The following is a 22,858-nucleotide window of genomic DNA, read 5'->3' as shown; positions in this document are numbered from 1 at the left end:
CGCTGCGGTCCCAGCCCCCGCAGGGAGAGCAGCCTGGATAACGAGAACCAGCGGAGTGCGGTTGGGAGAGTCGGGCTGCGGTTCCAGCCCTCCCGAGGCAAAGCAGCCTGGATAACGGAGTAGCAGCGGAGTCCGGTTGAGAGCCTCGACTACGGTTCCAGCCCTCCCGCAGGAAGAGCAGCCTGGATAACGGAGTAGCAGCGGGGACCGGTTGGGAGCCTCGACGGCGGTACCAGCCCTCCCGGGCCGACAAACGGGATCCACCACCGGCGGGGGTACAAGCGACCCTCGAATCGACTACCGCTCAACACAATCACCACCCGAGGCAGTACCGGCATTCAAGCGATGACGGATCTTGTGTCTGTAGATCTCGAGAAGGTTCCCACGGCCATCCAGCCACGCTGGAAGGGTGAAAGCGCTCCCAGCTGGGGAGCCGAAGTCGGGTACGGCAGGCGAAGTGACCAGCACTGCCTCGTTGTTCTTGCTTGTTCTCCCGAACCCCGCTGGAACGCGAAGGGTGCGTGTGGGTCTCGGCTACGTCGGCCACTGGAGTGAACACCGATGCCGCTCTTGAGTTGTGGGCTTTGCTCCGGCTGGAGGCAGTGCTCTAGCAGAGTCGCCGCGCCGGAATACCCGGGATACCCGAAGGACTCGGCACACGCGGGTGATGACTGAAATTCACGCGTGGTCTGCGAGCGGGGTCGATGTGCGGTGGTGGTATCCACCCGGTTTTGCCCGGATGCTCCGAATCATCGGGCATGACGATCGTTTTCCAGCCGTTCGGGCCGGAATTGACTTGTGCGTGGCAGGCATCGCACGCGAAAGTCAGATTCTCGATGTCCGTTTCACCGCCATCAGCCCACTCTTTGATGTGGTGCACGGCCGAGCGGGTGGCTGGGGCGTCGCATCCCGGGCGGGTGCAGCCCCGCTCGACGGCGGTGAGTGCCAGGCGCTGCTCTACCGTTGCCAGGCGTTGACCACGGGAGAGGTGCAGTGGGCGGCCGTTGGCATCCACGATCACCAGGTACGGGGTCGAACGCGCAGCCAACTTGATCGCTTCGGTGATCGAGAGCGTGCCCCCGGTATTCGTGGTAGCCAGCCCGGTCCGCTGCTCCAGGTCGGCCAAGCGCATCGTGACCACGGTCGAGACCGGCAGCCCCCGGTGAAAGCCGAGCTTGGTGGGTCCCATATCGGGGTGCAGGAACCGCAGCAGCGCATCGTGATTGCGCTGGGCCTCGGAGCGGTGATCACGCTTGGCAGCAGCCCGCAACACGTTCCGAGCAGCGACGGTCGCAGCGTCGGCGTCACTGTCATCGGCTTCGGACTCGGTGTCGATCCCGAGTTCGGCTGTGGTGTGCGGGCTCTCGGGATCATCGGGGTTGCACATGCCGGGGCGGGCGAACTTGGCGAACATGGGCAGGAACACCGCACCCAACTCCGGGGTCAGCAAACCCGAGATCGGGAACATCCCATCCGCACGCTGTCGGCCGATGCAGATCCCGCGCATCCGCTGGCGGTCGTTGTCCGCGGTCAACACCCCGTCGGGGTCGGTGTATGCCAGGACCCGGACACCGAGTTGGGTCACGCCTTTGGGGTCGCCGGTGCGCGCGAAGTCGGTCAGGGAGCGTTCGGCGAGTTCCTTGAGCTTCGGTTCCGCGGCGGCAGGAATCCGGTCCAGGACTTTCACGATCGCTTGCACGTGCTCGGCGGAGATCTCTCCCGCGCGCTGGGCGGCAGCAATGTGGGGAAACACGGGCGGCCGCTGGAAACTGCCTTCGGACACCGTGGAGAGCCGGTCCGCGTTCCGTACCCGAGCGGCAGCTTCGAAATGCGAGATCCGCAGCGTTTGTTGCAGGAACACGATCGGGCTCTTGATCCCGGCCTGCGCGGGCAGTCCTCGTGCCGCGCATTCGAGGGCGAAGCGTTGTTTCACCGCTTCGAGTTTGCGGTAGTCCGCTTCGAGCTTGTGCATCATCGCGATGACCTGGTCATCGGATGAGGAAAACAACGGCGATTCGAGCAGACCCTCCACCGCGACACCATGTCCTTCAACATGGTGCGCGATGCTGGATTCCCCTCCCGAATTCATACCCCTATTCTACTCCTCAATAGCGAGTCGACATAGCCCAATTGCATTGTGATACAACAATATTCAGACTCGCAAGCTGTTCAGAAGCTCTCGATCTCCACATGCCCTATCCGTGAAAATCCTAGAATCCAGAAGGGCGGGAATTCGAACACCACATCACGCACTCCCCTTGGCCGATCGCAGGCAGCGCCGCACGAATACAACTTCTCGATTGCCAATCGGCGGCCCATATCCCGGCACCCGCCGCCGCACGAGCCCCATACCGCGGACCTTCGAGCCCTGCGGTTGCGGGCGCGGACTACGAACAGACCCGCGCAGGCTGATCAGTGACGGTTAATCCTCAAACCACCGCCGCCTCGTCCTCGAGCATCCCGCGAACCTGTTCGCGCAGCTCGGGAGTGTCTTCGTGCTGATGCACCGAGACCGCGTGGGCGGTAGCGGCGGTGAGGACCTCGTCCTCCTCGCCGGAGATGGTCAGGGTGCAATTCGAATCGCTGGGGAAGCGACGGCAGTCGGCTACTTTTCTGGGCATGGGACCCACCTCCTGAGAGAGATCAACTGCTGTCTTTCACGGTAGACCCGTTGATGCGTGGCGGGAAGAACCGTGCAGGTAACGGGGGTTGCTCGCCCAGGCGAAGCCCGTGCTTGGAGAGCGGCCGGGACCTACGTGCCCGGAGTCGCGACGGCGGCGCGGAGGGTTTCGCGGAGCCAGCGTTGGGCGGGATCGGCGTCGAGGCGGGCGTGCCACGTGAGGCAGATGTCTATTTCGGGGAGAGCGGCGGGGATCGGGAACCAGCGGAGGGAGAGGGTGCGTTCGTATTGCTCGGCGAGCCGTTGCGGGACCAGGCCCACGTAGGAAGTCGACGAAACCAGAAGTGCCGCAAGGGCGGAGGTGGGAACTACGGCGGCCACATGGCGTTGGAGACCTTCGGCGGCCAGGGCCGTGTCGAGGGGTCCGTGAGCCCGGCCGCGGCGGGAGGCGGACACGTGGGGGTGCTTGCAGATCTGGGCGAGGGTCGGGCGGCGGTGGCGGCCCAGCGCGCTGTCGGCTCGCACTATGCCGACGATGTTCTCGCGGTAGAGAACGGTGGTGTGGATGTCGGGGGCCGTACTCGCACCGGCGCCGATGTCCAGGTCCACGGAACCGTCGCGGAGGGCCTCGGCGCTCTCGTTGCCTTCGGGGACGAAGCGCAGGACCACGCCCGGCGCGAGCGCGGCGGTCGCTTCCACCGCCGCCGTCACCAGGGTCGCGGCCACACCGTCGTTGATGCGAATCGCGAAGGTGCGCTTCAGGGTTGACAGATCTATCTCGCGGTCGGCGCTGATCAGGGCCGACGCCTCCTCGAGCAGCGAGCGAACTCGCGGCGCGGTGCGCAGGGCGAACGGGGTGGGGGCCATGCCGCGCCCGGCGCGCACCAGGATCGGATCGCCCATCGCGCGGCGCAGTCGGCCGAGGGCTCGACTTGTCGCCGGAATCGAGAGGTTCAACTGGTCGGCGGCCGCGGTGACGCTGCCCTCCTGCAACAGGGCGTCGAACACCCGGAGCAGGTTCAGGTCGAGCTGCTGGGGCATGGTTGCATCGTACGCAATCAGTGATTGTCAAAGTTGCGTCGCGTGGACATATCGCAGCTCAATAGCGTGCTATGCATGCAACTCAACCTGCTCTCTCGCGATAGCGCGACCGCACCGACGCCGGTCGGGCAGCGCGGTCTGCTGGCGGTGATGTGCGCCTGCGTGGTGCTCGTCGTCGGCATGGTCGCCGCCATCAACCTGGCCGTCCCGATGCTGGCGGCGAGCCCGCTGCACCCCTCCGCCTCCGCTCTGGTGTGGATCGTGGACACCTACGTGATCTTCTTCGCCTGCCTGGTGATTCCCGGCGGCGCGGCCGGTGACCGCTTCGGCCGTAAGGGCGTATTGCTCGCCGGCCTGGGGTTGTTCGCGGCGGGGGCGCTGTTGTCGGCGCTCGCCCCGAACGTGGCGGTGCTGCTCGTGGGCCGCGCCATCACCGGGGCGGGCGCCGCGGCGGTGCTGCCCAATACCCTCGCCGTGCTGCTGCACGCGGTCCCGCCCGAGCGCAAGGGCGCGACCATCGCGACCTGGGCCTCCATGACCGGTATCGGCGGGGTGCTCGGCAATGTGGGTGGCGGCGCGGTGTTGACGGGCGGTTCGTGGCGCTGGCTCTTCCTCGCCATCGTGCCCCTGACCCTGCTGCTTGCCGCCCTGGTGGCCCGGATCGCGCCGGTGTCGGCCCGCCACGACCGCCGCTTGGACCCGATCGGCACGGTACTGCTCGTGGCCGCGTCCGTGGCGCTGCTGGTCGGCATCGTGGAGGGGCCGGTGTCGGGGTGGGGTAGCCCGCTGGTCGTCGCCGGGTTCGCCGGTGCCGCGGTGTTGCTCGCGGTGTGGACGATCGTCGAGCTCCGGGTCGAACACCCCCTGCTCGATCCCCGTCTGTTCCGGCTTCCCGCCCTGCGCAGCGCTTGCCTGGGAATGACCACCGTCTTCTTCGGCATGTTCGCGCTGTTCTACGTGAACGCCTCGTTCCTGCAGTACGCCAAGGGATTCGGGGTGCTGCGGACCGGCCTCGGCATCATTCCGCTGACCGTCCCGGTGATCCTCGGAGCCCGGCATGTCGAGCGGCTGACCCGCCGCATCGGCGTGGACGCCACGGTTGCGCTGGCCTTCGCGTTCGTCGGCGGCGGTCTGCTGGGGCTCTCGACCAGCGGCACGAACACCCCCTACCTTGCGTACGCCGGATGGCTGGTCGTCACCGGAATCGGTGTGACACTGGCACTTCCGACCCTGTCCGCCGCGATATCCGGATCGCTTCCACAGGCGCTGGCCGGAGTCGGCGCCGGATTGCAGGCCACCACCCGCGAGTTCGGCAGCGCCCTCGGCGTCGCGGTGATCGGCACCGTGCTCACCGCGCGGTTCGTGAACGCCCTGCCCGCGGACATCCGCGCCACCGGTGACCCGCACACCGTCGCCCAGGCACTGGCCGGCGCACCCGATCGAGCGAACGAGGTTGTCGTGGCGTTCGTTTCGGGCGCCGACGCCGGATTCAGGTTCGTCGGGATCGCGGTCCTGGTACTCGGCGCGCTCGTGGCGCTTCAGTCACTGCTGTCCCGCCGCGCATCCCGTCGTTGACCAACCCCATCACCCCGAAGGAAAACCCCATGCATGTATTCGTCACCGGAGCCACCGGCTGGATCGGCTCCGCGGTCGTCGACGAACTACTCGACACCGGTCACGTGGTCACGGGCCTGGCTCGCTCGGATGCCGCCGCGACCGCTCTCCGGCGGCAGGGCGCGCTCGTCCGCCGCGGCGATCTCGATGACCTGGACGGTCTCCGGGCCGCGGCCGACGCCGCCGAAGCCGTTGTCCACCTGGGCAACAAGCACGACTGGTCCAACCCCGCCGAAACCATCCGCTCCGAACGGGCGGCGGTGGAGGCGATCGCGGGCGCCCTGGCCGGCAGTGATCGCCCGTTCCTGTTCGCCTCGGTCCTGTCCGGCCTGGTGCAGGGCAGACCCGCCACCGAAGCCGACCCCTCGCCTGCGGTCGGACCGGATTCGCCGCGCGGCGGCTCGGAGAACCTCGCCCTGGAGTACGCGGCGAAGGGCGTCCGCGTCATCGCGGCCCGATTCGCCCCCTCGGTGCACGGCGCCGGCGACACCGGGTTCGTGGCGAATCTCGTTGCGGCAGCACGCCGGCACGGCGTCTCCGCCTATCTCGGCGCGGGCACTTCGGCCTGGGCGGCGATCCATCGCACCGACGCGGCGCGCGTGGTCCGGCTCGGTCTCGAGGGTGCTCCCGCCGGTTCGATACTGCATGTCGTCGCCGAGGAGTCCGTCACCACCCATGACATCGCGCAGGCGATCGGAACCACCCTCGCCCTGCCGGTCACCTCGATCGCTCCCGGCGACGCCGCCGAGCACTTCGGTTTCGTCGGCCGCTTCTTCGGCCTGACCATGTCCGCCGCCAACGCGGACACCCGCCGCCTGCTCGCCTGGAGTCCGTCCGGTCCCACCCTGCTCGAGGACATTCGCGCCGGGGCGTACGACCACGCCTGACGAGGACGCGCCGTCCAGGCAAGCTTGATCCACAGCCCGGGTGCGACCGGTGAATCCCGCGAGTTCACCGGTCGCACCGAGCTTTCCGGCAACCGCGCCGACTACCACCTCGGGATCGCCCCGGCACCGGTCGGCCCTCGCCTCGGACCCTGCCCGGCAGTCGCGTTATGCGTTGATCCCCACCGTGATCAGCTCACCGATCGTCCGCGCGGTCGCCGCCCGCCCGTCGGCGTCGAGTTGCCCGCGCAACACCCGCCGCATCGCGGGTACGGCGATCCCCGACATCGCGTCGGCGATCATGGAGGTGTCCAATTCCGCACGCAGGTAACCGTTTTGGACCCCCTCGGCCAGATACGACGCCGTCGTGGCGGAGAGCTGGTCGGTGAGCTCGTCGATGGCCTCGGGCCGGGCCGCCGGCGCCTGCGACAGCAGGACCCGGACCAGGATCTGTTCGGTGGCCGCCATGTCCAGCAGACGATGTGCCACGGCGGTGATCTGCTCGCGGAACTGGGCGGCGGACCCGGCCGAGTCCGCGCGCACGGCAGGATCTTCCCGCATCGCCGCCAGCATGCGCCGGATCCCGTAGCCGATGATGCTGTCCATCAGGTCTTCCTTGCCGGTGAAGTACCGGTAGATCGTGCCCTGCCCGATACCGAGGTGCGCGGAGATGTCGGCGATGCGGGTGTTGGCGTAGCCGCGCTCGTCGAAGACCGCGCAGGCCCCCAGGGTTATCTCCTTGCGCCGCCGGTTGGTCAGGTCGTCGTCGGCGCTGCCCGCGCCGTTGGCGCTCGAGCGTGATTTCGCGGCGGTCATGGTGGCCATTCTAGGAGAGCCGGGTGCAGGAGTGACCATTCAGTCAGCGTAGGACTGAATGGTCAGTCAGCTCTTGTCGGATCCGCCTCGGCGTGTCTACCATTGCGGAATGACTATTCAGTCAGCTCACGTGAGCTCTCCCCGTAAGTCCTCTACCAGGTCGAATATCCGCCTGGCCGCCTACGGCGACCGCACCCGCCCCGGATCGGCGCTACACAAGATGCTCAGCGACGGCAGCGCCGTCTACGCCATCGTCCCCGCGTTCGTCTACGTGGTGCTGAGCGAGGCGGGCGGGAAGGGCGTCGACGACCACGACCGCGTCGCGAAGATCGCCAACCGCGATTCCGTCCGCATGGAGGATCTGCTCGTCCGCCTGATCGACAGCCTCGACCTGGTCATCGGATTGGCCTTCGCCGACGACGAGGAACGCGCGGCCATCGGACACGCGATCTGGGAACTGCACCGACACATCGAAGGCACCCTCGACGACGGCACCCCGTATCACGCCTGGAATCGGGAGCTGTGGTCCTGGACATGGGCGGGAATTCTCAAGCCCGTCATGGATTCCTACGAAGAACTACGCGGTCCGCTCGCCCCCGGATTTCTCCAGGACGCGTATGTCGGCTGGCTGCAGCTCGGTGACCTCATCGGCGTCAAGGGTCTACCCGAGGACTACGCCGAATTCCTCCGGTACTGGCGTGAACACTGGAAACCGGTCGCGCTCGACACCGGCGCGGGGCGGTTCATCATGTCCCAGGTCTACTCCCCCATCCTGCCCGGCGTGGCGCCCTGGCTGCCCGGACCGGTATGGAACACCCTGATGTGGCCGGCCCTGAATCTCCTGCGCACCAGCACCTTCATCGTCATGGATCCGGAGGTGCAGGAGCTGGTGGGGATGAAAGCCTCACGCGCACAACAACTCAGCATCCGCGCCCACCGCGCGGTCTGGAACGCGCTGCCCGCGCGGGTGACCGGGCAGTGGGCGGGAACCTATCTCAGGCTGCGCCTGCGCTACGGCAACACCAGCTGGAAGCGGCACTACTCGGCGGAATCCCTGGCCCGCTATCGCGACGGGGTGAAGGACGCGAAAACGCACGGCGACATCGCGCCCGACCGCCCGTCGAAGCGACACTGAATCGCCTAGGGCAGCCGATAGATCAGGGTGTAGGTGGCCGACGATCCGCCTGATTCGTAGCCGCCGGTTCCGGTGATACCGGCGAGATCCCCGGTTCCCGACCCGGGGACGATGCGCCAGTCGGCGCGCGATTCGCCGGTGGCCGCGAACGTCCCGTTCAGCTCCAGGACGAAACTGCCGGTGCGCCCGCCCAGGGTGCCGCGGGTGCGCTGGAGGCTGTGGAAGGTGCCTGACCCGTCGGGGCCGGCGAACATCAGGCCCTGCCAGTCGGCGTCGCCGTCGAGGTCGCCGCGATAGCGGTCGTAGCCCTTGGCGGTGGCGAGGGCGGGAGCGCCGGGGACGGGCGCGTACTCGGTCTGTTCCCAGGATTTCGATTCGATGGCGCCGGTGGCGGTGGTCGTTTCACTCATGGCTCGACGGTATGGCCGAGGGCCGAAGGTGGTCTTGAACAAACGCGAACGCGCGACAATGGCGGGTATGGATCCGACCGTTGACACGCCACCGCGCGGGCTGCTCGATCCCCGCGCCGGCGCCGGGGTGTATCGCGAGGCGCTGATACCGGCGGCGGGCGACCTCGCCGGCATCGTGGCGCATCACTGGGCGGTGCGCTGGGACCTGCGCGGCAGCGCGCCCTACGAGGTCGAGACACTGCCCGGTCCGGCGGTGGTCCTGGTGGTGGAGAGCGGGAAGTGCCGGGTGCACGGCGTGCTGCGCGGGCGGTTCAGCCACGCACTGACCGAGGCCGGGGACATCTTCGGAACCACGTTCCGCCCGGCCGGGTTCCGGCCGCTTCTGCACCGTCCGGTGTCCGGTCTGACCGACCGGGTCGTTCCCGGTACGGACGTTTTCGGCCCGGCCGCCGAGCGCCTGGCCGCGCGAATCGCGAGCACCGGCGACATCGACGAACGCCGGGTGATCGCCGAAACGTTCGTCCGCGACCATCTCACCGCCCCCACCCCCGCGCTCGACCTGGTGAACAGCCTGGTCGACGAGATCATGAACGACCGCGAATGCCTGCGCGTGGACGATCTCGTGGACCGGCACGGCCTGGGAAAACGCGTGCTGCAGAAGCTGTTTCGCGAACACGTCGGCGTCGGCCCGAAGTGGGTGATCCAGCGTTACCGCCTGCACGAGGCCGCCCAGCGCCTGGACGCGCGCGAGATCGAACTCGCGACCCTGGCGGCCGAACTCGGCTACGCCGATCAGGCGCACTTCACCCGCGACTTCAAGGCCGCCGTCGGTCGCTCCCCCGCCGACTACGGCCGCTGACGATCCGTACCTGCGCCGCACCGGACTCCAGTACGTTCGTGATCATGACCATGGAGACCGCGAGTCCGGCGACGGGATTGTCCGAGGTGCTGGCCCGGCGCCAGCTCACCACCGACGCGGCGCGACCCGAGGCCGTCGAGCGCAGGCATGCGGCCGGACGGCGCACCGCGCGCGAGAACGTCCACGATCTGGTCGACGCGGGCAGTTTCGTCGAGTACGGGCGTTTCGCCACCGCCGCGCAGGAGCGCGGTCGCGAGCTCGCGGACCTGGTGCTGCAGACTCCCGCCGACGGTCTGATCGGCGGCACCGCGAGCATCGACGGGCGCTCCTGCGCGGTGCTGTCCTACGACTACATGGTGATGGCCGGAACGCAGGGCATGCGTGGGCATCACAAGTCCGACCGGTTGATCGAAGTGGCGCAGCGGATGTCGCTGCCCGCGGTGTTCTTCACCGAGGGTGGTGGCGGCCGGCCCAACGACACCGATTACCCGGTGGTCTCGGCCCTGGATGTCGGGTCGTTCGCGCTGTGGGGTGCGCTGGACACGCCACGGATCGCGGTGGTCTCCGGCCGGTGTTTCGCCGGGAACGCGGTGCTCGCGGGGTGCGCCGATCTGCGGATCGCGACACCGGACGCGAATCTGGGCATGGCGGGTCCGGCGATGATCTCCGGTGGGGGCCTCGGTGATTACGCGCCCGAGGAGATCGGCCCGGTGTCGGACCAGTTCGCGAACGGTGTCCTGGACATCGTCGTCGCGGACGAGGCCGAAGCCGTCGAGATGGTGCGGCGGCTGCTGTCCTATCTCGAAAAGCCTGGTCCCGCCGGGCAATCGGCGCAGGACCCGCTGCTGCTGCGCGAGGCGCTGCCCGAGCACGATCGCACCGCCTTCGACGTGTGCCCGCTGGTGGAATCGCTGGCCGACGCCGACAGCGTCACCTGGTTGCGCGCGGGCTGGGCGGGCGAACTGGTCACCGCGCTGGCTCGGATCGACGGCATCCCGGTGGGCGTCATCGCCAATCAGTCCGTGACCCACGCGGGCGCGCTCACCGCGGATGCCTCGGTGAAGGCCGCCGATTTCCTCGAACTCTGCGAACGCTGGCGGCTGCCCGTCGTATCCCTGGTCGACACACCGGGTTTCATGGTCGGCCCCGACGCCGAACGCACCGGCCTGGTCCGGCACGCCTCCCGCCTGGTCACCGCCGGCGCGCGCCTGACGGTCCCGCTGGTCGGCGTTGTCCTGCGCCGCGGCTACGGCCTCGGAGCCCAGGCGATGCTCGGCGGCAGCACCCACCGCCCGCTGCTGACCGTGGCCTGGCCGACCGCGCACCTGGCGCCGATGGGCATCGAGGGCGCGGTCCGCCTGGCCCTGGCAAAACAGCTCGCCCAACTGCCCGAGGCCGACCGAGAACCGGTGGTGGCCCAGGCCACGGCCGCCTACCGCGACAACGTCAAGGCCCTGAACGCAGCCCGCGTCTTCGAGATCGACGACGTCATCGACCCCGCCGAGACCCGCCAGGTGGTCGCCGCGACCTTGCGTGCGGCAGTGTCCGAATACTGAGAACTCGGAACCTGTTCGCACTCGAGCGGTCTCGGCTCTCTTCGAGTGTCTCGGCGAAGATCCGAGTGGCCGTGCACCTGTGCGCCCACAGTCATATGCGCGCGATCCTGCACGGGCTCTCGGAGCGGCAGCGCACCGCCGTGGTACCGGGCGGTCGTGGTCCTACGCGCTGACCGGCGCAGTTGGGCCGGGCGCCGCGGCACCACTCGTCGTCCCTGTGCCTCGATTCCCGTCGGCTGCCGGGAGAGTGTGCGACGAATCGTGCACTGCCCACTCCGACATGGTGGTGAACCGCCATGTCAGTGCCGATAGTGCACGAATATGCCTGCCCGAGTGCCCCCCACTCGGTCCACCCACGCTACCGCTGTCGACGCTGGGAGTCATAGGTGAACACCCGGCCTCCCAACGTCACTCGCGCGCCATGTTGAATCGGCGTCGGGTGGCCCGGCATCGCGCGGAGCCAGTCCTGGCGGCCGGGTTGCTGGATGTGGGTGCCGTTCGCCGAGCCGCGGTCGACGACGACCACATCCCATTCGACCAACCGGATTTCGGCGTGTACGCGGGACATGCCCGCGGACGCGTCGGGGATGCGGACCGGCTGGGCGCCGCGGCGGACCTGGTCCGAGCGTTCGGGTTCGCGGCCGATCACCAGATCGGAGTCCAGGATGTAGAAGGTGCCGTTGTCCAGTAGCAGGAGGCCCAGGGGCGGGCGGATGCCTTCGCCGAGGACGCGGGTGGGCTGATCGAGGCGGGCGCCGCACTGTGAACACAGGTGTGCGCGTGGGTCGTTGAGATGTCTGCGGGCGCACAGGTAACCGCGCACGATCGGCTGCGCCCGCGGCGGCGTGATGCCGCGCGCTGGGATACCGCCCGAGTTGTACGGATCGCCACTGTGCGGGGTGCGGGTGCCGTCGTGGCCCGACCCCACCGGGCGGTCGCTGCCCGCACTCGGGGGTCCGTCGTGGCCAGGTGTGTTCACGCGGCCCGGCCCGCGGCGCTCATGCCCCGCGTCCGCCTCGGCGGGAAGGTCGCCGGTGTGCCCGGTCGCTGCGCCGGGACCGAGTGTCGACGAGCGATTCGGTTCGGCTCCCTTCTCGCCGTGAACAACTCCGGTTGGTGGGGAACCGGCATCACCCTGCTCGGCACCGCTGTCGATCCCGTCGGCGCCGCGTCCGGATCCCGGGTCGGCCGGCCCTGCACCGTGCTCGACGTCGTATCCGCGCTGTGCCCGGTCGCCGCGCCGCATGGACTCCGCACTGTCGTGGTCGGCGAGGGGTGTGCCGTCGCCGATGTGCGGTGCGGCTTCGTCCCCCGAATCCCGGTGAGCCGCCGCCGAGGGCAGTGTGCGCGGGCGCAGTTCTCGAGCGCCGGCGCCGCGCTGCGCCGCCACCTCCGCGCGCGCACCGAGCCACAGCATCGCGCCGTCACCGGGCATGAGTCCCGAGGACAGTGACCAGATCCCCGGTTCGGGGAGTTCGGTGCGGGGCGAGTCCCCGTCCACGAAGACCGCCGCCGCGTGCGCGGGGGCCGGGGTCACGACCCGGTCGATGGTGAAACCCGCATCCCGTCCGTGCAGCACCTCGAAGTGATCGGCGTCCTCCAGGATCGCCGTCACCCCGCCGTGCAGGAACACCGACAAGCCTCGGGTTCCCGGTGTCAGCACGCCGAACTCGACTCGATCCTCGTCCGCGCGACCCATCAGCCACTTCGAGACCAGCCGCGCGAAAGTTCTTCCGGTGCGCCGGGTTTCCCGCGAAGCCGCCTCCTGGACGAGTTCGGCCAGGGTGTCCAGCACCGTCACCGCCTCCGAGTCGGCGGTCACCGGTTCGTCCGCGCGGTGCGCGACCACGATGATCACCCCGTCGATACACGCGACCAGGTGCCCACCGGGCACCACTTCCACCCGTCCCTTCACCGGATCGAGCCTCCGCGAAAACGACGGCGCGGCAGCTCGACTCGCGGCGGCAGCGGCCGCGATGAAGGCATCGGTCTCGAACCGTCCACCGGCAGCCACATGCGAAGACCCTCGTTCACGATGGTCACCGGCCCGAACACTGTGGGCCGGTCCTTCTCCCATCGGGATTGCCGAAGCGGGTGATACAGCGCATTCCACACTACGCCGACCGTGCACTCCCCCGCCGGTTCATCGGTCCACACGTCGGTTTCGACCGACCTGCCGGTGACAGCTCCCCGCATTCGGCGGATGCTACCGGTCACGACTCACGCATCGACGCCCGGCAACACATTGTGCGACAGGCGATCCGCCGACGCGCACGCGCGTTCGCGCGAAGCTGCCACGAGAGCACCGGTCCGGCACGTACCATCCGGTGCGTGGCTGATGCGAAACGCCCCGCCGTACTGCGGGTTCTCGTCTACAGCAGTGATGCCGACACCAGGAGCCAGGTCATGCTGGCCCTGGGTAGAAGGCCGTATCCAGACCTTCCACCGCTCGAGTATCTCGAGGTGGCGACGGGTCCGATCGTGATCGAGCGCCTGGATGCGCACGAGCATGATCTGCTCATCCTCGATGGCGAGGCTGCCCCGACCGGTGGTCTCGGGCTGGCCAAACAGCTCAAGGACGAAATCGCGGATTGCCCGCCGATTCTCGTGCTGACCGGGCGTCCCGATGATGCCTGGCTTGCCAATTGGTCGCGCGCGGACGCCGCGGTCTCACACCCCATCGACCCCATCCGTCTCACCGACGCCGTGCTCGGGGTAATCCGCAGCCGCCCTGCGGCTTAGTCTTCCATCTCCCCGTCACCAGGGGATATCTCTGTCACGTGACGTCCGCGATTCCGTCGAATCGGTCATGAAAGACCGTTCCGAATGCGATCAAAAGCGGTCGCGAAACGTCATGTATGTTCTCGTGTGAGTTGTAGGCTGTGCCGTAGCTCACATGAGCGCGGGCGTCGGTATCAAAGCAGCCGCGTCAGTCCCCGAAGTCCGTGCCGTCGACGAGCGGCGCCCCGATGCGACTGGCACGGCCGCCGATGCTGTCCGCCCGCCTCGGCAGCTGCCGTCCACACGCGTCCAGTCCGCAGGAGGGGTAGTTCTGTTGTGAATATCGAAGTGCCGACGCTCGTGCTCGGTGCGGTAGCCGCCGCGTTCGCAGTGTTCTCCGTTCTCTTGGCTTCGCTCGTCGGGCCCAAGCGCTACAACCGCGCCAAGCTCGAACCCTACGAATGCGGTATCGAAGCGACCCCGCACGCGATCGGTGGCGGGCCGGGAAACACAGGGGGGCAACGCTTCCCGGTGAAGTACTACCTCACCGCGATGCTGTTCATCATCTTCGACATCGAAATCGTGTTCCTCTACCCGTGGGCGGTCCACTTCGACTCGCTCGGGCTGTTCGGGCTGGCCGCGATGGCGCTGTTCATCTTCAACGTCTCGGTGGCGTACGCCTACGAGTGGAGGCGAGGCGGGCTCAGCTGGGATTGAGCGGCGTCAGGGGGATTCCAACTACACCCCGCGCACGCGGGGTGGTTCCGATCCAGGAGATGTAGTCCGACATGGGTCTCGAGGAAAAACTGCCCAGCGGTTTTCTGCTGAGCACGGTGGAAGATATGGCCGGCTATCTGCGCAAGAGTTCGCTCTGGCCGGCGACGTTCGGCCTGGCATGCTGCGCGATCGAAATGATGGCCACCGGCGGCGGGCGATTCGATATCGCCCGCTTCGGCATGGAGGCGTTTCGCGCGTCCCCGCGCCAGGCCGATCTCATGATCGTCGCGGGCCGGGTGAGTCAGAAGATGGCCCCGGTCCTGCGTCAGGTCTACGACCAGATGACCGAACCGAAATGGGTGCTGGCCATGGGTGTGTGCGCATCCTCGGGCGGCATGTTCAACAACTATGCCGTCGTGCAGGGCGTGGATCACGTCGTGCCGGTGGACATCTACCTGCCCGGCTGCCCGCCGCGCCCGGAGATGCTGTTGAACGCGATCCTGAAGCTGCACGAGAAGATTCAGGAATCCCCGCTCGGCGTCAATCGCGAGGAAGCGATCCGCGCCGCGGAAGCCGCCGCCCTCGGCAGCCCCACCACCATTCAGATGAAGGGGCTGCTGCGATGACCTTCGATTCGACGTCGAATACCGAGAGCCCGCCGGAGGAAAGCGCGATCAAGGCGCAGGGTGCGAGCGAATCCGACTCCCCCGCAACCGAACCCGCGCAGGCCCCGCCCGACGAGGTGATCGGTGTGCGGCAGGGCATGTTCGGTGTGTCCGGCACCGGCGACACCTCAGGCTACGGCCGGCTGGTGCGCACGGTCGCGCTGCCCGGCGGTAGCGCGCCCCCGTACGGCGGCTACTTCGACGACCTGGTCGCGGCGCTGCGCCGCGCGCTCGAGGGCACCGCGTCGCGGTTCGAGGACGCCATCGAGAAGATCGTGGTGTTCCGGGGCGAGTTGACCCTGCACGTGCGGCGTGAGCACCTGCCGGTGGTCGCGCTGACCCTGCGCAACGACGCGGCGCTGCGGTTCGAACTGTGCCTGGGCGTGAACGGCGCGCACTTCCCGGAGGAGACGGGCCGGGAGTTGCACGCGGTGTATCACCTGAACTCCATCACGCACAATCGCCGTGTGCGCCTGGAGATCTCGATTCCGGACGCCGATCCGCACCTGCCCTCGCTCTACTCGGTGTATCCCACCACGGACTGGCACGAGCGCGAGACCTATGACTTCTTCGGCATCCTCTTCGACGGTCATCCCTCGCTGACCCGTATCTCGATGCCCGACGACTGGCGCGGACACCCCCAGCGCAAGGACTACCCGCTCGGCGGGATCCCGGTCGAGTACAAGGGTGCGCGTATCCCGCCGCCCGACGAGCGGAGGACGTACAGCTAATGAACGACACCGACATTCAGTCCCGGCCGGACACCGCGGATCGGCCCGAACGCTCGATCACGCTGGTGGGCAACGACTGGGACGAGATCCGCCAATCCCTCGATGGAGCGGCCGAAGAACGCATCGTCGTGAACATGGGACCGCAGCACCCCTCCACACACGGGGTGCTACGGCTCATTCTGGAGATCGAGGGCGAGACTGTCACCGAGGCCCGGTGCGGAATCGGCTACCTGCACACCGGAATCGAGAAGAACCTCGAGTACCGGAGCTGGGTGCAGGGCGTCACCTTCGTGACCCGCATGGACTACCTGTCCCCCTTCTTCAACGAGACGGCGTACTGCCTCGGCGTCGAGAAACTGCTGGGCATCACCGACGATGTGCCCGAGCGCGCCAGCGTCATTCGCGTCATGCTCATGGAACTCAACCGCATCTCCTCGCACCTGGTGGCCCTGGCCACCGGCGGCATGGAGCTGGGCGCGCTCACGCCCATGCTGTTCGGGTTCCGCGAGCGTGAACTGATCCTGGACGTGTTCGAGAACATCACCGGCCTGCGCATGAATCACGCCTACATCCGGCCCGGCGGCGTCTCCCAGGACCTGCCCGAGGACGGCGTGCAGAAGGTCCGTGAGCTGCTGGAGCTGCTGCCCAAGCGCCTGCGCGATCTCGAACTGCTGCTCAACGAGAACCCGATCTGGAAGGCCCGCACCCGCAACGTCGGCTACCTGGATCTGACCGGCTGCATGGCCCTGGGCATCACCGGCCCGGTGCTGCGCTCGACCGGACTGCCGCACGATCTGCGCAAGGCCCAGCCGTACTGCGGCTACGAGAACTACGAATTCGACGTCATGGTCGACACGGGCTGCGACTGCTACGGCCGCTACCTCATTCGCGTGAACGAGATGCGCGAGTCGCTCAAGATCGTCGAGCAGTGCCTGGACAAGCTGCGCCCGGGTCCGATCATGGTCTCGGACAAGAAGATAGCCTGGCCCGCGGACCTGGAACTGGGTCCCGACGGCCTCGGCAATTCGCCCAAGCACATCTCCAAGATCATGGGCGAGTCCATGGAGTCGCTGATCCACCACTTCAAGCTGGTGACCGAGGGCCTGCGCGTGCCGCCGGGCCAGGTGTACACGGCGGTGGAATCCCCACGCGGCGAGCTGGGCGTGCACATGGTGAGCGACGGCGGCACCCGCCCCTACCGGGTCCACTTCCGCGATCCCTCGTTCACGAATCTGCAAGCGGTGGCGGCGATGTGCGAGGGCGGCATGGTCGCCGACGTCATCGCCGCGGTGGCCAGTATCGATCCGGTGATGGGTGGCGTTGACCGATGACAGAGATCCTGCTCAACCTGACCGCACGGCCGATCCCGTATCCGCAGCCGGTGCACGACCGGCTCGAGGTCGACGCCCGGGAGATCATCGCCCGGTACCCGCAGTCGCGCTCCGCGTTGCTGCCGCTGCTGCACCTGGTGCAGTCGGTGGAGGGGTACGTCTCGGGCACCGGCATCGAATTCTGTGCCGAGCAGCTGGGATTGACCGACGCCGAGGTGACCGCGGTCGCCACCTTCTACTCCATGTACCGGCGCACGCGCACCGGTGACTACCACGTCGGCGTGTGCACCAACACGCTGTGCGCGGTCATGGGCGGCGACGAGATCCTCGCCGACCTGAAACAGCACCTGGGCATCAAGCACGGGGAGACCACGCCCGACGGCGCGGTCACCCTCGAGCACATCGAGTGCAACGCCGCCTGCGACTTCGCGCCGGTGATCATGGTCAATTGGGAGTTCTTCGACAATCAGACTCCCGAATCGGCTCGGGCACTGGTGGATTCGCTGCGTAAGGGCGACCAGGTGACGGCCTCGCGCAGCGGCATTCCGCTGTGCACCTTCCGCGAGACCGCGCGCATCCTGGCCGGCTATCCCGACACCCGCCCCGGCGCGACCGACGGCGTCGCGGGCCCGGCCACCCTGGCCGGACTGCACGCCGCCGAGAAGGAACAGGGAGGTACCAAGTGACGACGCTGACCCCCGTTCTCTCCAAGCACTGGGCCGAGCCCGACTCCTGGGATCTGGACGCCTACCGCACGCAGGGCGGCTACCGAGCCCTGCCCAAGGCGCTGCGCATGCAGCCCGACGAGGTCATCGCCACCGTCAAGGACTCCGGTCTGCGCGGTCGCGGCGGCGCGGGCTTCCCCACCGGCATGAAGTGGGGCTTCATCCCGCAGGGCCCCGGTCCGGACGGCGTCACCAAACCGCACTACCTGGTGGTCAACGCCGACGAGTCGGAACCGGGTACCTGCAAGGACATTCCGCTCATGCTGGCGACCCCGCACACCCTGGTCGAGGGTGTCGTCATCGCCTCCTACGCCATCCGGGCCTCGCACGCGTTCATCTACGTGCGCGGTGAAGTGGTGCCGGTGCTGCGCCGGTTGCAGGCCGCGGTCGAACAGGCTTACGCCGCGGGTTATCTGGGCCGCAACATCCAGGGTTCGGGCTACGACCTGGAGGTCGTGGTGCACGCCGGGGCGGGCGCCTACATCTGCGGTGAGGAGACCGCGCTGCTGGATTCGCTCGAGGGCCGCCGCGGTCAGCCGCGGCTGCGGCCCCCGTTCCCCGCGGTCGCGGGCCTGTATGCCTGTCCGACCGTGGTCAACAACGTGGAATCCATCGCCTCGGTCCCGGCCATCATCGCCAACGGCGTGGATTGGTTCCGGTCGTTCGGCAGCGAGAAATCCCCCGGCTTCACGCTGTATTCGCTCTCGGGTCACGTGACACAACCCGGGCAGTACGAAGCTCCCCTGGGAATCACGCTGCGGCAGTTGCTGGTTCACGCCGGCGGCGTTCGCGCCGGGCACACGCTGAAGTTCTGGACCCCCGGCGGCTCCTCGACCCCGCTGTTCACCGAGGAGCACCTCGACGTCCCCCTCGACTACGAGGGCGTGATGGCCGCGGGCTCCATGCTCGGCACCAAGGCCCTGCAGATCTTCGACGAGACCACCTGCGTGGTGCGGGCGGTGCTGCGCTGGACCGAGTTCTACGCCCACGAGTCCTGCGGCAAGTGCACCCCCTGTCGCGAGGGCACGTACTGGCTGGTTCAGCTGCTGCAACGGCTCGAGAACGGGCAGGGCCACGAGACCGACCTCGACAAGCTCATGGACATCGCCGACAACATCAACGGCAAGTCCTTCTGCGCCCTCGGGGACGGCGCCGCCAGCCCGATCTTCTCCTCCCTGAAGTACTTCCGCGACGAGTACGCCGAACACATCCGCCTCGGCGCCTGCCCTCTGGACCCGGCCAAGACCACCGTCTGGGCTGAAGGAGTGGAATGACCGCGATAGCCAACACCAGCGCCAGCGGTGTGACACCCACCGACATGGTGAGCGTAACCATCGACGGCACAGTGGTTTCCGTGCCCGCGGGCACGCTGGTGATCCGCGCCGCCGAACTCATCGGCGTGCAGATTCCGCGTTTCTGCGACCATCCGCTGCTCGACCCGGTCGGCGCCTGCCGCCAGTGCCTGGTCGACGTGGAGGGCCAGCGCAAGCCGGTGGCCTCCTGCACCCAGACCGTGGCCGAGGGCATGGTGATCCACACCCAGGTCTCCTCCCCCGTGGCCGCCAAGGCGCAGGAGGGCGTGATGGAGCTGCTGCTCATCAATCACCCCCTGGACTGCCCGGTGTGCGACAAGGGCGGCGAATGCCCGCTGCAGAACCAGGCCATGTCCACCGGACGCGCCGAATCCCGGTTCGACGGGGTCAAACGCACCTATCCCAAGCCGATTCCGCTGTCCTCGGCCATCCTGCTGGACCGTGAGCGCTGCGTGCTGTGCGCGCGCTGCACGCGGTTCTCCCAGCAGGTGGCCGGCGACCCGTTCATCGAGCTCATGGATCGCGGTGCGCTGCAACAGGTGGGCATCGCCGCCGGGGAGCCGATGGACTCCTATTTCTCCGGCAACACCGTGCAGATCTGCCCGGTCGGCGCGCTGACCGGCAGCACCTACCGGTTCCGGGCCCGGCCCTTCGATCTGGTGTCCAGCCCGGCGGTGTGCGAGCACTGCGCCTCGGGTTGCGCCCAGCGCACCGATCACCGGCGCGGCAAGGTCATGCGCCGCCTGGCCGGTGACGATCCGCAGGTCAACGAGGAATGGAACTGCGACAAGGGCCGATTCGCCTTCCAGTACGCCACCGAGCCGGACCGGCTCACCACCCCGCTGGTGCGCACCTGGGACGGCACGCTGCAGCCCGCGTCGTGGTCCGAGGCGATCGCGCACGCCGCGCGCGGACTGGCCGCGGCCCGCGGCAACGCCGGTGTGCTGGTGGGCGGGCGCGTCACCCTCGAGGACGCCTACGCCTACTCCAAGTTCGCCCGCGTCGGCCTGAACACCAACGATATCGACTTCCGCGCCCGGGAACACTCCGCGGAGGAGGCCGACTTCCTCGCGGCCCGCATTGCGGGACAGGGCATCACGGTCGATTACGCGGCGCTCGAGCGCGCCCCGATCGTGCTCATGGCCGGGTTCGAGGCCGAAGAGGAATCGCCGATGGTGTACCTGCGCCTGCGCAAGGCGGCGCGCAAGTTCCGCACCGAGATCATTTCCATCGCGCCGTATCTCACGCGCGGTCTGCAACGCATGTCCGGCACCCTGCTCCCGGCCGCGCCGGGCGCGGAATCGCATCTGCTGGAAGCGATTCGGACCGGCACGTCGGACACCTACAAGGTCGCGCCGGGCCTGCTGCACCACATCGGGACCCTGTTGCGCGCGGAGGGCGCGCTGATCCTGGTCGGTGAGCGGCTCGGCGGCATCCCCGGCGGCCTGTCCGCCGCGGCCCGCCTGGCCGACGAGACCGGGGCCACCCTGGCCTGGATTCCCCGCCGGGCCGGCGAACGCGGCGCGCTCGAGGCGGGCGCACTGCCCGTCGTGCTGCCAGGCGGCCGGCCGGTGGCCGATCCCGTTGCGCGCCAGCAGGTTCGCGACGCCTGGGGCGTGCAGAACCTGCCGACGGAACCGGGCCGGGACACCGCCGCCATCCTGGCGTCCGCGCCGACGCTGGGCGCTCTGCTCATCGGCGGCGTGGAGGTCGGCGACATGCCCGATCCGCACGCCGCGCTCACCGCCATCGACGCCGCGAGCTTCGTGGTCAGCCTCGAGCTGCGGCGCAGCGATATCAGCGATCGCGCCGACGTGGTGTTCCCGGTGGCCTCGGCCATGGAGAAGGCGGGCACCTTCCTCACCTGGGAGGGCCGGCACCGCCAATTCGACGCCGCGCTGCGCGACGCCACCGTGCGCCGCGAGGCCATGCCGATGCCCGAGCACCGGGTGCTGGACGCGATCGCCCAGGAGATGAACGTGCGCCTGGGCCTGCCCGATGTGGCAAGCGCCCGTGCCGAATTGGCCGATCTGGGCGCCTGGGACGGCCCCGCTCCGGCCACCCCCGCCGATCCACCGCAGCCGCCGACGCTGGCGGCCTCGGGCACCGCGGTGCTGGCGTCCTGGCGCATGCTGGTCGACCGCGGCCGCCTGCAGGACGGCGAACCGAATCTGGCCGGCACCGCCCGGCCGCCGGTGGTGCGGCTGTCGCAGGCCACCGCCGCCGAAATCGGCGCCACCACCGGCGATCCGGTCACCGTGAACAACGATCACGGCCACATCACCCTGCCCCTGGTCATCACCGAGATGCCGGACCGGGTCGTCTGGCTGCCCATGAATTCATCCGGCGCCGACGTGCTGGTGCAACTCGGCACCACACCCGGTCACCTGGTGCGTATCCGAAGGGAGGACCACCGTGAGTGAGCTCGTGTCGACCGGGGCGTTCGCGGGTCACTACCTGCTCGCCCAGGCCGCCGGAACCGAACCCGATCCGCTGGGCGTGTTCGGCCGCGACCCGTGGTGGCTGATCCTGCTCAAGTCGGTCGGCATCTTCGTGTTCCTGCTGCTGATCCCCATGCTGGCGGTCTACGCCGAGCGCAAGATCGTGGCGTTCATGCAGATGCGCGTCGGCCCGAACCGGGTCGGCCCGCGCGGCAGCCTGCAGTCCATCGCCGACGGCGTGAAGATGCTCCTCAAAGAGGACATCATCCCGGCCATCGTGGACAAGCCCATCTTCATTCTGGCGCCGATCATTTCGCTGATCCCGGCGGTCATGGCGTTCGCGGTGATCCCGTTCGGCCCGGAGGTGTCGATCTTCGGCGAGCGCACCCCGCTGCAGCTGACCGATATGCCGGTGGGCGTGCTGTACGTGCTGGCCATGGCCTCGGTCGGCGTGTACGGCATCGTGCTCGCGGGCTGGGCGTCGGGCTCGACGTACCCGCTGCTGGGCGGGCTGCGCTCCACCGCGCAGGTCATCTCCTACGAGATCGCCATGGCGCTGTGCTTCGCGGCGGTGTTCCTGCTCTCGGGCACCATGGCCACCTCGGGCATCGTGGAGGCCCAGTACGGCACCTGGTACGTCTTCCTGCTGCTGCCCTCGTTCCTGATCTACGCGGTGTCCATGGTCGGTGAGACCAACCGCGCGCCCTTCGACCTCCCCGAGGCCGAGGGCGAGCTGGTCGGCGGCTTCCACACCGAGTACTCCTCGCTCAAGTTCGCCATGTTCATGATGGCCGAGTACATCAACATGGCAACGGTTTCCGCGCTGGCCACCACGCTGTTCTTCGGCGGCTGGCACGCACCGTTCCCGATCAGCCTGTGGGCGGGCGCGAACTCGGGCTGGTGGCCCATGCTGTGGTTCACGGCCAAGGTGTGGACCTTCCTGTTCGTGTTCATCTGGCTGCGCGGCACGCTCCCGCGCCTGCGCTACGACCAGTTCATGAATCTCGGCTGGAAGCTGCTGATTCCGGTGTCGCTGGCCTGGGTGATGTTCGTCGCCACGCTGCGCGCACTCGAGAACGAGGGCATCCGGGTCCAGACCCCGGGCATGATCATCGGCGGCCTGCTGATCGCGGGTCTGCTGATCGGCCTGGTGCTCAGGGCCGGGCACGCGGGCGACGACCGGACCAACGCGGCCCCCGATCCCGAATCCACCAGCCAGTACTCGGATTTCCCGGTGCCGCCCATGCCCGCCGCGGCCGGCAAGACGGGGCCGAAACCT

The 22,858-nt window shown here is 68.4% G+C and carries 19 protein-coding genes and 1 pseudogene; 14 read left to right on the top strand and 6 right to left on the bottom strand.

What is annotated here, in order from left to right; all coding sequences use genetic code 11:
• Nucleotides 1–607: 607 nt before the first annotated feature.
• From ABZ319_RS13995 to ABZ319_RS13985, 3 genes are all read right to left on the bottom strand, one after another.
• A complete protein-coding gene (locus ABZ319_RS13995) occupies nucleotides 608–2,089 on the bottom strand; it encodes a DUF222 domain-containing protein (protein ID WP_354986759.1) in 1,482 nt (493 codons plus the stop codon).
• A gap of 340 nt (nucleotides 2,090–2,429) precedes the next feature.
• On the bottom strand, nucleotides 2,430–2,621 hold the full coding sequence (locus tag ABZ319_RS13990; RefSeq protein WP_354986758.1) for a DUF1059 domain-containing protein: 192 nt from the start codon (nucleotides 2,619–2,621) through the stop codon (nucleotides 2,430–2,432).
• A gap of 131 nt (nucleotides 2,622–2,752) precedes the next feature.
• Nucleotides 2,753–3,661 carry a LysR family transcriptional regulator gene (locus tag ABZ319_RS13985; protein WP_354986757.1) on the bottom strand — a complete coding sequence of 303 codons (909 nt, stop codon included), beginning with the start codon at nucleotides 3,659–3,661 and terminating at the stop codon, nucleotides 2,753–2,755.
• Nucleotides 3,662–3,736: 75 nt separating this feature from the next.
• Between ABZ319_RS13985 and ABZ319_RS13980 the strand changes: the two genes are divergently transcribed.
• Nucleotides 3,737–5,236: an MFS transporter gene (locus ABZ319_RS13980; protein ID WP_354986756.1), complete on the top strand. Its 1,500-nt coding sequence runs from the start codon at nucleotides 3,737–3,739 to the stop codon at nucleotides 5,234–5,236.
• Nucleotides 5,237–5,265: 29 nt separating this feature from the next.
• Nucleotides 5,266–6,162, top strand: a complete 897-nt coding sequence (locus ABZ319_RS13975; RefSeq protein ID WP_354986755.1) for an SDR family oxidoreductase — start codon at nucleotides 5,266–5,268, stop codon at nucleotides 6,160–6,162.
• Nucleotides 6,163–6,327: 165 nt separating this feature from the next.
• Here ABZ319_RS13975 and ABZ319_RS13970 read toward each other — a convergent pair whose 3' ends face one another.
• Nucleotides 6,328–6,975, bottom strand: coding sequence for a TetR/AcrR family transcriptional regulator (locus tag ABZ319_RS13970; protein WP_354986754.1), 648 nt, complete (start codon nucleotides 6,973–6,975; stop codon nucleotides 6,328–6,330).
• Between the two features lie 109 nt (nucleotides 6,976–7,084).
• Here ABZ319_RS13970 and ABZ319_RS13965 point away from each other — a divergent pair, with 109 nt between their 5' ends.
• Nucleotides 7,085–8,110: an oxygenase MpaB family protein gene (locus ABZ319_RS13965; RefSeq protein ID WP_354986753.1), complete on the top strand. Its 1,026-nt coding sequence runs from the start codon at nucleotides 7,085–7,087 to the stop codon at nucleotides 8,108–8,110.
• A gap of 5 nt (nucleotides 8,111–8,115) precedes the next feature.
• Here ABZ319_RS13965 and ABZ319_RS13960 read toward each other — a convergent pair whose 3' ends face one another.
• Complete coding sequence (locus tag ABZ319_RS13960; protein WP_354986752.1) at nucleotides 8,116–8,520, bottom strand: DUF3224 domain-containing protein; 405 nt, start codon at nucleotides 8,518–8,520, stop codon at nucleotides 8,116–8,118.
• A 67-nt stretch (nucleotides 8,521–8,587) separates the two neighbouring features.
• On the opposite strand from ABZ319_RS13960, the gene ABZ319_RS13955 reads away from it, so the two are divergent.
• Complete coding sequence (locus ABZ319_RS13955; RefSeq protein WP_354986751.1) at nucleotides 8,588–9,379, top strand: helix-turn-helix transcriptional regulator; 792 nt, start codon at nucleotides 8,588–8,590, stop codon at nucleotides 9,377–9,379.
• A 50-nt stretch (nucleotides 9,380–9,429) separates the two neighbouring features.
• Entirely contained in the window at nucleotides 9,430–10,935 is a 1,506-nt protein-coding gene (locus tag ABZ319_RS13950; protein WP_354986764.1) for a carboxyl transferase domain-containing protein, read from the top strand.
• A gap of 358 nt (nucleotides 10,936–11,293) precedes the next feature.
• Here the strand turns inward: ABZ319_RS13950 and ABZ319_RS13945 are convergent, their stop codons facing one another.
• Nucleotides 11,294–12,850 carry an FHA domain-containing protein gene (locus ABZ319_RS13945; protein WP_354986750.1) on the bottom strand — a complete coding sequence of 519 codons (1,557 nt, stop codon included), beginning with the start codon at nucleotides 12,848–12,850 and terminating at the stop codon, nucleotides 11,294–11,296.
• Between the two features lie 416 nt (nucleotides 12,851–13,266).
• On the opposite strand from ABZ319_RS13945, the gene ABZ319_RS13940 reads away from it, so the two are divergent.
• The 9 genes and pseudogenes from ABZ319_RS13940 to nuoH form a co-directional block, all read left to right on the top strand.
• A complete protein-coding gene (locus tag ABZ319_RS13940) occupies nucleotides 13,267–13,677 on the top strand; it encodes a hypothetical protein (RefSeq protein ID WP_354986749.1) in 411 nt (136 codons plus the stop codon).
• A gap of 315 nt (nucleotides 13,678–13,992) precedes the next feature.
• The gene (locus ABZ319_RS13935; protein WP_354986748.1) at nucleotides 13,993–14,373 is read left to right on the top strand and encodes an NADH-quinone oxidoreductase subunit A; all 381 of its coding nucleotides are present in this window, start codon (nucleotides 13,993–13,995) and stop codon (nucleotides 14,371–14,373) included.
• Nucleotides 14,374–14,444: 71 nt separating this feature from the next.
• On the top strand, nucleotides 14,445–14,999 hold the full coding sequence (locus ABZ319_RS13930; RefSeq protein WP_354986747.1) for an NADH-quinone oxidoreductase subunit B family protein: 555 nt from the start codon (nucleotides 14,445–14,447) through the stop codon (nucleotides 14,997–14,999).
• Nucleotides 14,996–15,769: an NADH-quinone oxidoreductase subunit C gene (locus ABZ319_RS13925; RefSeq protein ID WP_354986746.1), complete on the top strand. Its 774-nt coding sequence runs from the start codon at nucleotides 14,996–14,998 to the stop codon at nucleotides 15,767–15,769. Before ABZ319_RS13930 ends, ABZ319_RS13925 begins: the two co-directional genes overlap by 4 nt.
• Entirely contained in the window at nucleotides 15,769–17,100 is a 1,332-nt protein-coding gene (gene nuoD / locus ABZ319_RS13920) for an NADH dehydrogenase (quinone) subunit D (RefSeq protein ID WP_354986745.1), read from the top strand. Before ABZ319_RS13925 ends, nuoD begins: the two co-directional genes overlap by 1 nt.
• Nucleotides 17,097–17,786: an NADH-quinone oxidoreductase subunit NuoE gene (gene nuoE / locus ABZ319_RS13915; protein WP_354986744.1), complete on the top strand. Its 690-nt coding sequence runs from the start codon at nucleotides 17,097–17,099 to the stop codon at nucleotides 17,784–17,786. The genes nuoD and nuoE overlap by 4 nt, the downstream gene beginning before the upstream one ends.
• Complete coding sequence (gene nuoF / locus ABZ319_RS13910; RefSeq protein ID WP_354986743.1) at nucleotides 17,783–19,099, top strand: NADH-quinone oxidoreductase subunit NuoF; 1,317 nt, start codon at nucleotides 17,783–17,785, stop codon at nucleotides 19,097–19,099. Before nuoE ends, nuoF begins: the two co-directional genes overlap by 4 nt.
• Entirely contained in the window at nucleotides 19,096–21,561 is a 2,466-nt protein-coding gene (locus ABZ319_RS13905; protein WP_354986742.1) for an NADH-quinone oxidoreductase subunit G, read from the top strand. Before nuoF ends, ABZ319_RS13905 begins: the two co-directional genes overlap by 4 nt.
• 34 nt (nucleotides 21,562–21,595) lie before the next feature.
• Nucleotides 21,596–22,852 (top strand): annotated as a pseudogene (gene nuoH / locus ABZ319_RS13900) (NADH-quinone oxidoreductase subunit NuoH); the annotation flags it as partial.
• Nucleotides 22,853–22,858: the final 6 nt, after the last annotated feature.

This window comes from Nocardia sp. NPDC005978 (assembly GCF_040614455.1).
GTDB lineage: Bacteria > Actinomycetota > Actinomycetes > Mycobacteriales > Mycobacteriaceae > Nocardia.
Note: the sequence above shows the minus strand (reverse complement) of the source record. Positions and strands in the feature narration are given on the sequence as shown.

Coding starts and splice junctions, on each gene's coding strand:
- nuoE (WP_354986744.1), top strand. CDS start 17,097: ATGACAGAGATCCTGCTCAACCTGACCGCACGGCCGATCCCGTATCCG.
- ABZ319_RS13980 (WP_354986756.1), top strand. CDS start 3,737: ATGCAACTCAACCTGCTCTCTCGCGATAGCGCGACCGCACCGACGCCG.
- ABZ319_RS13990 (WP_354986758.1), bottom strand. CDS start 2,621: ATGCCCAGAAAAGTAGCCGACTGCCGTCGCTTCCCCAGCGATTCGAAT.
- ABZ319_RS13960 (WP_354986752.1), bottom strand. CDS start 8,520: ATGAGTGAAACGACCACCGCCACCGGCGCCATCGAATCGAAATCCTGG.
- ABZ319_RS13905 (WP_354986742.1), top strand. CDS start 19,096: ATGACCGCGATAGCCAACACCAGCGCCAGCGGTGTGACACCCACCGAC.
- ABZ319_RS13985 (WP_354986757.1), bottom strand. CDS start 3,661: ATGCCCCAGCAGCTCGACCTGAACCTGCTCCGGGTGTTCGACGCCCTG.
- ABZ319_RS13930 (WP_354986747.1), top strand. CDS start 14,445: ATGGGTCTCGAGGAAAAACTGCCCAGCGGTTTTCTGCTGAGCACGGTG.
- ABZ319_RS13970 (WP_354986754.1), bottom strand. CDS start 6,975: ATGACCGCCGCGAAATCACGCTCGAGCGCCAACGGCGCGGGCAGCGCC.
- nuoD (WP_354986745.1), top strand. CDS start 15,769: ATGAACGACACCGACATTCAGTCCCGGCCGGACACCGCGGATCGGCCC.
- ABZ319_RS13950 (WP_354986764.1), top strand. CDS start 9,430: ATGGAGACCGCGAGTCCGGCGACGGGATTGTCCGAGGTGCTGGCCCGG.
- ABZ319_RS13975 (WP_354986755.1), top strand. CDS start 5,266: ATGCATGTATTCGTCACCGGAGCCACCGGCTGGATCGGCTCCGCGGTC.
- ABZ319_RS13995 (WP_354986759.1), bottom strand. CDS start 2,089: ATGAATTCGGGAGGGGAATCCAGCATCGCGCACCATGTTGAAGGACAT.
- ABZ319_RS13965 (WP_354986753.1), top strand. CDS start 7,085: ATGACTATTCAGTCAGCTCACGTGAGCTCTCCCCGTAAGTCCTCTACC.
- ABZ319_RS13925 (WP_354986746.1), top strand. CDS start 14,996: ATGACCTTCGATTCGACGTCGAATACCGAGAGCCCGCCGGAGGAAAGC.
- ABZ319_RS13955 (WP_354986751.1), top strand. CDS start 8,588: ATGGATCCGACCGTTGACACGCCACCGCGCGGGCTGCTCGATCCCCGC.